The 6286-nt window shown below is 63.4% G+C and carries 9 protein-coding genes; all 9 read right to left on the bottom strand.

The window, feature by feature from the left end:
- Window positions 1-98 precede the first annotated feature (98 nt).
- Window positions 99-1733 carry a b(o/a)3-type cytochrome-c oxidase subunit 1 gene (locus H7C19_RS13760; protein WP_185143221.1) on the bottom strand — a complete coding sequence of 545 codons (1635 nt, stop codon included), beginning with the start codon at window positions 1731-1733 and terminating at the stop codon, window positions 99-101.
- Window positions 1734-1744: 11 nt separating this feature from the next.
- Window positions 1745-2215 (bottom strand): cytochrome c oxidase subunit II, encoded by a 471-nt coding sequence (locus H7C19_RS13765; protein WP_185143222.1) that lies wholly within the window; start codon window positions 2213-2215, stop codon window positions 1745-1747.
- An 18-nt stretch (window positions 2216-2233) separates the two neighbouring features.
- On the bottom strand, window positions 2234-2404 hold the full coding sequence (locus tag H7C19_RS13770) for a cytochrome c oxidase subunit 2A (RefSeq protein ID WP_246469485.1): 171 nt from the start codon (window positions 2402-2404) through the stop codon (window positions 2234-2236).
- A gap of 55 nt (window positions 2405-2459) precedes the next feature.
- Window positions 2460-2894, bottom strand: a complete 435-nt coding sequence (locus tag H7C19_RS13775; RefSeq protein ID WP_185143223.1) for a universal stress protein — start codon at window positions 2892-2894, stop codon at window positions 2460-2462.
- Window positions 2891-3535: a molybdenum cofactor guanylyltransferase gene (mobA, locus tag H7C19_RS13780; RefSeq protein WP_185143224.1), complete on the bottom strand. Its 645-nt coding sequence runs from the start codon at window positions 3533-3535 to the stop codon at window positions 2891-2893. The genes H7C19_RS13775 and mobA overlap by 4 nt, the downstream gene beginning before the upstream one ends.
- Before the next feature lie 190 nt (window positions 3536-3725).
- Window positions 3726-4211, bottom strand: a complete 486-nt coding sequence (locus H7C19_RS13785) for a hemerythrin domain-containing protein (protein ID WP_185143225.1) — start codon at window positions 4209-4211, stop codon at window positions 3726-3728.
- A gap of 87 nt (window positions 4212-4298) precedes the next feature.
- Window positions 4299-4844, bottom strand: coding sequence for a DoxX family protein (locus H7C19_RS13790; protein ID WP_185143226.1), 546 nt, complete (start codon window positions 4842-4844; stop codon window positions 4299-4301).
- Window positions 4845-5116: 272 nt separating this feature from the next.
- Window positions 5117-5638 carry a hemerythrin domain-containing protein gene (locus H7C19_RS13795; protein ID WP_185143227.1) on the bottom strand — a complete coding sequence of 174 codons (522 nt, stop codon included), beginning with the start codon at window positions 5636-5638 and terminating at the stop codon, window positions 5117-5119.
- 33 nt (window positions 5639-5671) lie between these two features.
- Entirely contained in the window at window positions 5672-6064 is a 393-nt protein-coding gene (locus H7C19_RS13800; protein WP_185143228.1) for a cupredoxin domain-containing protein, read from the bottom strand.
- Window positions 6065-6286 lie beyond the last annotated feature (222 nt).

Here is a 6286-nt window from a genome sequence, read left to right on the forward strand (position 1 = left end):
CCCGGCTGACGCCGGGGCAGGGTTGCTTGTCTTTCCGGAGGGCTGCCGATCAGGCGACCGGACGCGAAGGAGCGGCAACGCCGGGCGCCGGGCCACCTCTACCAGGTGACGAAGCCGGGCGAGGTGACGCCGCGGAACATGTCGATGAGCGGGATCGTGTACGCGAACAGGATGAGAGCGACCGCGATGCCGATCCAGACGCTCCAGCGCTCGAGATAGCGCGGCGTCGCTTCGGCGGCCTCCGCGACCTCGCCGATCGGATAGACCGTCTCCCCCTTCGGCGCGCGCATCAGGGCGATGACGTTGTAGACGATCAGGAGGACGCCGGCGAACAGAATCGTGCCGCCGATCGCCATCGCCACGTGGTACGGCATCCAGAGGATCGCATCCGGATGGTCGCCGTAGGTCGTGTATGCGGTCCTGCGCGGGCTGCCCATCAGTCCGACGATGTGCATCGGCCCCGACATGAACAGCATTCCGACGCACCACACGAGCGTCTGGATGATGCCCAGCCGATTCAGCCGGGGCGTCAGGACGCGGCCGGTCACCGTGGGAATGAGCCAGTAGGCGATGCCGAAGAAGGTCAGCGCCACGCTGGTCGCCACCGTCAGGTGGAAGTGTCCGGTGACCCAGAGCGTGTTGTGCACGACCGCGTTCATCTGATTGCTCGCATTGACGATGCCGCCGGCCCCCGCGGGGATGAAGACGAGCATGCCCATAAACGGGGCGAAGAAGCGAACGTCCTTCCAGGGCAATACGCGCAGCCAGCCGAACAAGCCTTTCGCGCCTTTGGCGCGGCCGTTCATCTCGAACGTGGCGAACATCGAGAACGCGGTCATGAGCGAAGGGATAATGACCATGAACGTCAGCACGACCTGCAGGAACTTCCAGAAGCCGCCGATGCCGGGCTCCATCAGCTGATGGTGGAAGCCGACCGGTATCGAGAAGAGCAGGAACAGGATGAAGGCGAGCCGGGCCAGCGCGTCGCTGAAGATCTTGCCGCCGATGATCTTGGGAATGACTACATACCAGCAGATGTAGGCGGGCAGCAGCCAGAAGTAGACGAGCGGATGGCCGAAGTACCAGAACAGCGTGCGGCTCAGCACGACGTTGACGGAATCGACCCAGCCGAACGACCATGGGATCAGCTGCACGACGACCTCCGCCGCTACGCCGATCGTGGCGATCTGCCACATGAGCAGCGTTACGACAGCCATGAATGCGAACAGCGGGGACAGCTTGCCGCGATGCTCGCGGCGCCAGCGCCGGTATTGGCAGAAGACGCCGAACCCGCTGAGCCAGCTGCCGACGACGACGAGCGCCAAGGCCACGTAAAACCAGGGGGACGCCTTCATCGGCGCGTAAAAGGTATAAAGCACGCTAGCTTTGCCTGACAGAATGACGATGACCCCGAGAACGGTGCCGGCCGACATGACGAGATATCCGGTCCAGCCGAGCTTCCGCGCGGCGGGGCGCAGCTGTCCGCCCAGCGTATGGGACACGCCCGAATAGAGGAAGCCGATGATGAAGTACGTCGTGAAGATCAGCGCCATCAGGACGCCGTGCGCGGTGAGCAGCTCGTAATACCCGATGTTCGCGGGCAGCGTCACCATGCCGCCTCTCACCAAGCCTTGCAGCAGGCCGGCGATGCCGCCGACCAGCAGCGCCGCGAACGCGAACAGCACATGGGCGAGCACCAGCTTGCCGTCCTTGCGGTCGAAAGTCGGTATCATGCCTCTTCCTCCTACTTGACGACGATGGTCGTTTTCATATATTCATGGCCCGTGCCGCAATACTCGTTGCACAGGATCAAGTACTCGCCGGGTTGGTCGAACGTGTGGCTGATATGGCTCACCTCGCCCGGCAGCACCATCAGATTTATGTTCGTCCCTACGATCTCGAAGCCGTGGACGACGTCGGAGCTCGTCATGGTGAAGTCGATCTTCGAGCCTGCCGGCACTTCCAGCTTCTCCGGCTCGTAGCCGAAGGCGTAGGCGACCATCACGGCTTCGTAGTGCTTGTCGCCGACCTGCGTGATGCCCGGCCGGTCGAAAGGCGCCGTCTCGGCGACCTTCCGCGGATCGACCGTATGATGATGCTCGCTCGGCGGCGCCATCCCCATGCTGAACGCCATCGTGCCGAGTATGGCCAGAAATAGGGCCAGCATGGTGATGCCGATGCCGAGCCAGGTTTTCTCGAGACGGTGAAGATGCATCCGGGCCAATCCCCCTCCTTAATTGCGCGAAATGAATAAGTAGAGCACGCCCAGCCAGCAGGCCGTGATGACCGCGCCGACCAGCAGCACGGAGACGAACGTACCCGTAAGGACGGGCTCATGTTCCGCGTTTTTGCCCGTCTCGCGCCGTGCCTCCGGCTGTTCCGTTCGAGGATGCAGATCCGGCATACCGATTCCTCCTGTCCAGCTTAGAATGATCGATCGACGCCGCGCCCGGCCCCGGTTATTTCACGACCAGCACGGGCACGGTGGCCCGCTGCACGACATGGTGGCTGACGCTGCCCAGCATGATCTCCTTCAGCGTCGTCAGTCCGCGGCTGCCCATCACGATGAGATCGCAGTTGCGCGCCGCGGCGTGCGCCAGGATCGCGGGCGCGGGCAGCCCCGTCAGCACGGCGATCTCCGCGTAAGCCAGCGGCTCGGTCCACTGCTGGATCCGGGCGAGCAGCGCGGACTCGTGAGCCGCGATCTCCTGTTCGAGCCCCTCGGGCTGAACGAACCCGTAACCGGCTGCGCCGAAGACGACGGGACGCTGCCGGACGTGCACGACGGTCAAGTGGGTGCCCGGCTTGCGCTCCGCCAGGTCGACCGCATGGCGAAGGGCTTTCTCCGCCAGCTCCGAGCCGTCGAAGGCGGCCAATATGCGATGATAGCTCATCTTGCTGTTTCCTCCTTGGGCGAGGTTCTCTCTTGCGCCAACAACGCCTGCGCCCGCTCATAATCGGCTTGCTTGTCGATCTTGTACGCGAAATGCCGCATGCCGGCTTCGTCCAGCCACGCGTCCGCCGGTACGCCCTGCCAACGCAGTCGGCCCAGGAACGCCTCCAGCCCGCGCTCGCCGCCGGCGAGCAGACGGCCGGCCGTCTCGGCGCACCGCGCATCGTAGAGGCCGTGCAGGACGACCGGCTGGCCGTCCAGGAGCGGAATCGCCGCCCGGCAGGGCTCCGTCCGGCCGAGCCGCAGCCGGCTAGCCGCTTCGGGCGAGACGAACGGCATGTCGCTCCCCGCGATCCATACCCATGGATGCTTGGCGAGCCGCAGCGCCGCGTGCATGCCGCCCAGCGGCCCGCTATCGGGAAAGTAATCGGTGATGATCCGTACGTCGGCGTCCAGAACGGCGAAGAGCGGCTTCGGCGCGTTCGTGACGACGATGATCTCGGCGCATAGTTCCCTCATGCGGCGAACCTGCCGCTCGATCAGCGTCTCGCCATCCATACGGAGCAGCGGCTTCAACACGCCCGGCATGCCGGTGCCGGGGCCTCCCGCCAGAATCGCGCCCGTGATCGCCGGGTTCGTCATGCCTCTCCCCCCTCATCGCGCGGAGACCTTCCGTTGCATGGCACGGAAGGCCCCGGTTTCCATCCTGCCCCGTCCGCATGGCCGGTATGCCCCGGCCCGACCTTCCGCAAACGCCGGTACGCATAGCGCCCCCGGACGGTCGTTGCAACGCCTTTTTCGCCAGTCGCGATTCGCTGCCGTCGGCCGGCCTTTACGAACCGCTGTACTCGATCTCCTCCATGAGCCGTTCCGCGGCGGGCATGACGAGCTCCTCCTCGACGCGAAAGTGCTCCGCGACGATGATCAGCACCTGCAGCAGGTGGGACAACGCATCCTCCGGGGAGGCGTCCCGCCCGGCGGCTTGCAGATACGCATCGTAGAATTGCCCCGCGATTCGTTCGTCCTGCTCGAGGACGGACACCGGTCCGATTCGTCCTCCGCAGATCGCGGTCCTGGCTACGGGATAGACCGTTCGCCGCTCCATGGCCAGGTGCCGCAGCCAATCGCGCATAAACGGGATGAACTTCTCCCTCACCGCGAGATGGTGAGCCTCCCAATCGGGGTAGTCGTAGTTGGCCGGATTCCACTTCATCATACGGCACAGCTCCAGCAAGCGGTCCCGGAGCGCTTCATGCTCTTCGCGCCATTGATCGTGCGACAGGTACCACTCCAGCAGCGGCGGGTTGCTCGGTCTCATAGGCACACTCTCCTCGATGAACTTGGAAACAGCTGGCGCGCGGCTCTCGATTCGATCGGTGCGATCGGTTCGAGCGGTGCGGCCGGTTCAATGCGGCAGAATCTTGCCGTTCATGCCGCCGGTCTTCGGTTTGGTCTCGCGGCCGGTCAGCTTCGTCCAGCCCTTGGCGAGCCAAGGCAGCAGATAGGCGTCCAGTCCGAAGCGTCCTGCATTGGCGCCGGCCGTAAAGATGACGAAGGCGAGCAGCAGCAGCCAAGGGTTCGTGCTTACGGTGCCTGCGAAGAGGAACAGGAGATTCAGCATCATGCCGAAGAACGCGGCCGTCAAGGTCAGTCCCCCGACGATCAGCCCGATGCCGATCAGGAACTCGCCGAGCGGGATGAGGACGTTGATCAGCTTGGCGTTCGGCAGCGCGAAGTGCTCCAGGAAGTAGGTGTAGTTCGGGAAGATCACCGCCTGCGTCGCATGGTCCGTCACCGGCTTCGTCGTCGCGCCTTTGAGGAAGCCCGTCGCATTGAAGCCTCCGGTCAGCTTGTGCCAGCCCGCATCGATCCATTGCCAGCCGACATAGATCCGCAACAGCGTGATCGCGACTGCCGCCCATACGTTTTCTTTGAACCATCTCATGACCATGAGGGTCATCTCCCTTCGGAAATGGGGGTTTGAACATCGCCTTGCAACATTCGTTTGAAGTTCGTCTTGCGGCTCCGCTTGAAGATCGCTTGCAGCTCCGCTTGAAGATCGACTTGCAGCTCCCGTTTGAAGATCGCCTTGCAGCTCCCGTTTGAAGATCGCCTTGCACCTTCAGTATGGAGCGTTCGCACCGCGCTGAATGTGAGATTCGTCACACGGCCGGTGAATACTTTGTGAATATAGGCACTTGTTGCGAAAAAGCAAACCGGCGCTCACTCGCGAAAGACATTCACCCGGTCCTCCAACGACATCACGATCTCTTCTTCCTCGCGAAGCCGGTTCTTCAGGCAGGCATAGGCTTGCAGCAGACCGGCGGCCAGCTTCTTCGCCTGCTCCCGCGAGACGGGAAGCGGCGCTTGCTCCATCGCATGCAGGAAGTCGCGGACGAACCGCTCCGCCCGTCGGTAGTCCTCCTTCATCGACGCGAACAGGCTCGGCTCCTCGGCCAGGCACCAGGCGGCGCACGGGAACAGCTCCGACTGCTCCCAGGCGACGTGGGCGCTCCATTCGGCCAGGAAATGTCGGACCGCCTCGCGCAGCTCCCGGATCTCCCGGTTGAGCCGCGCCGCGTCCTCATCCAGACGAACGGTGCATGCCTGCGCGTACAGGTCTTGCAGCTCCATCTCGAGCAGGTCGCGCTCCAGCTTCGCCCGGACGACAGTCTCGTTCAAGGCAAGGCTGGCGGCGCTCCCCCCGGATGCCAGGATTCGGTCGATCGTTTGCTGTCCGCCCATCTGCCTCCTCCTCCTCTCCGCCCGGCGCGGGCGTTATTCGACGATGAGCTTGCCGGTCATCTCCGCGTGGCCCTTGCCGCACATCACCGAGCATGCGAATTTGAATTCGCCCGCTTGATCGGCCTTGAACGTGACGGCCTGATTGCCCTTGATCTCTTTGTCGTAGCCGTCGATCCGGATCGCATGGTTGCCTTGGCCGTTAACCAGCTTGATCGTGACCTCTTCGCCGTGCTTGACCTTGATTTCCTTCTGGTCGAATTCAAAGTTTTTGGCGTTGATCGTGATGACGTTCGCCGCTCCCGCGTCGACAGTCGGACTCTCAGCAGGCCCCGAAGCGTCGTCTTTCGCCTTGCCGCCTCCGCCGCAGCCGGACGCGATCACTACCGCCGCGAGCAGCGTCGCGCTTGCGTATCCCCATCTCTTCATGTCTGCATCCTCCTCGGATTCGATATGCGTCCATCATACCGGCGAGACAGGCGGCCCCACTGTGACATCCGTCACAGCGCGCGGCGATGCCACAGAACGGACATAAGTCGGGGGCTAGCCCTGCAACGATAAAAAGTATCGTTACAACGGCGAACGGAGCGTGCATGCGACCTGTAACGATAAAAAGTATCGTTACAGCATCGAACGGAGCGTGCATGCGAC

Source organism: Cohnella nanjingensis (genome assembly GCF_014212125.1).
GTDB classification, from domain to species: domain Bacteria; phylum Bacillota; class Bacilli; order Paenibacillales; family Paenibacillaceae; genus Cohnella; species Cohnella nanjingensis.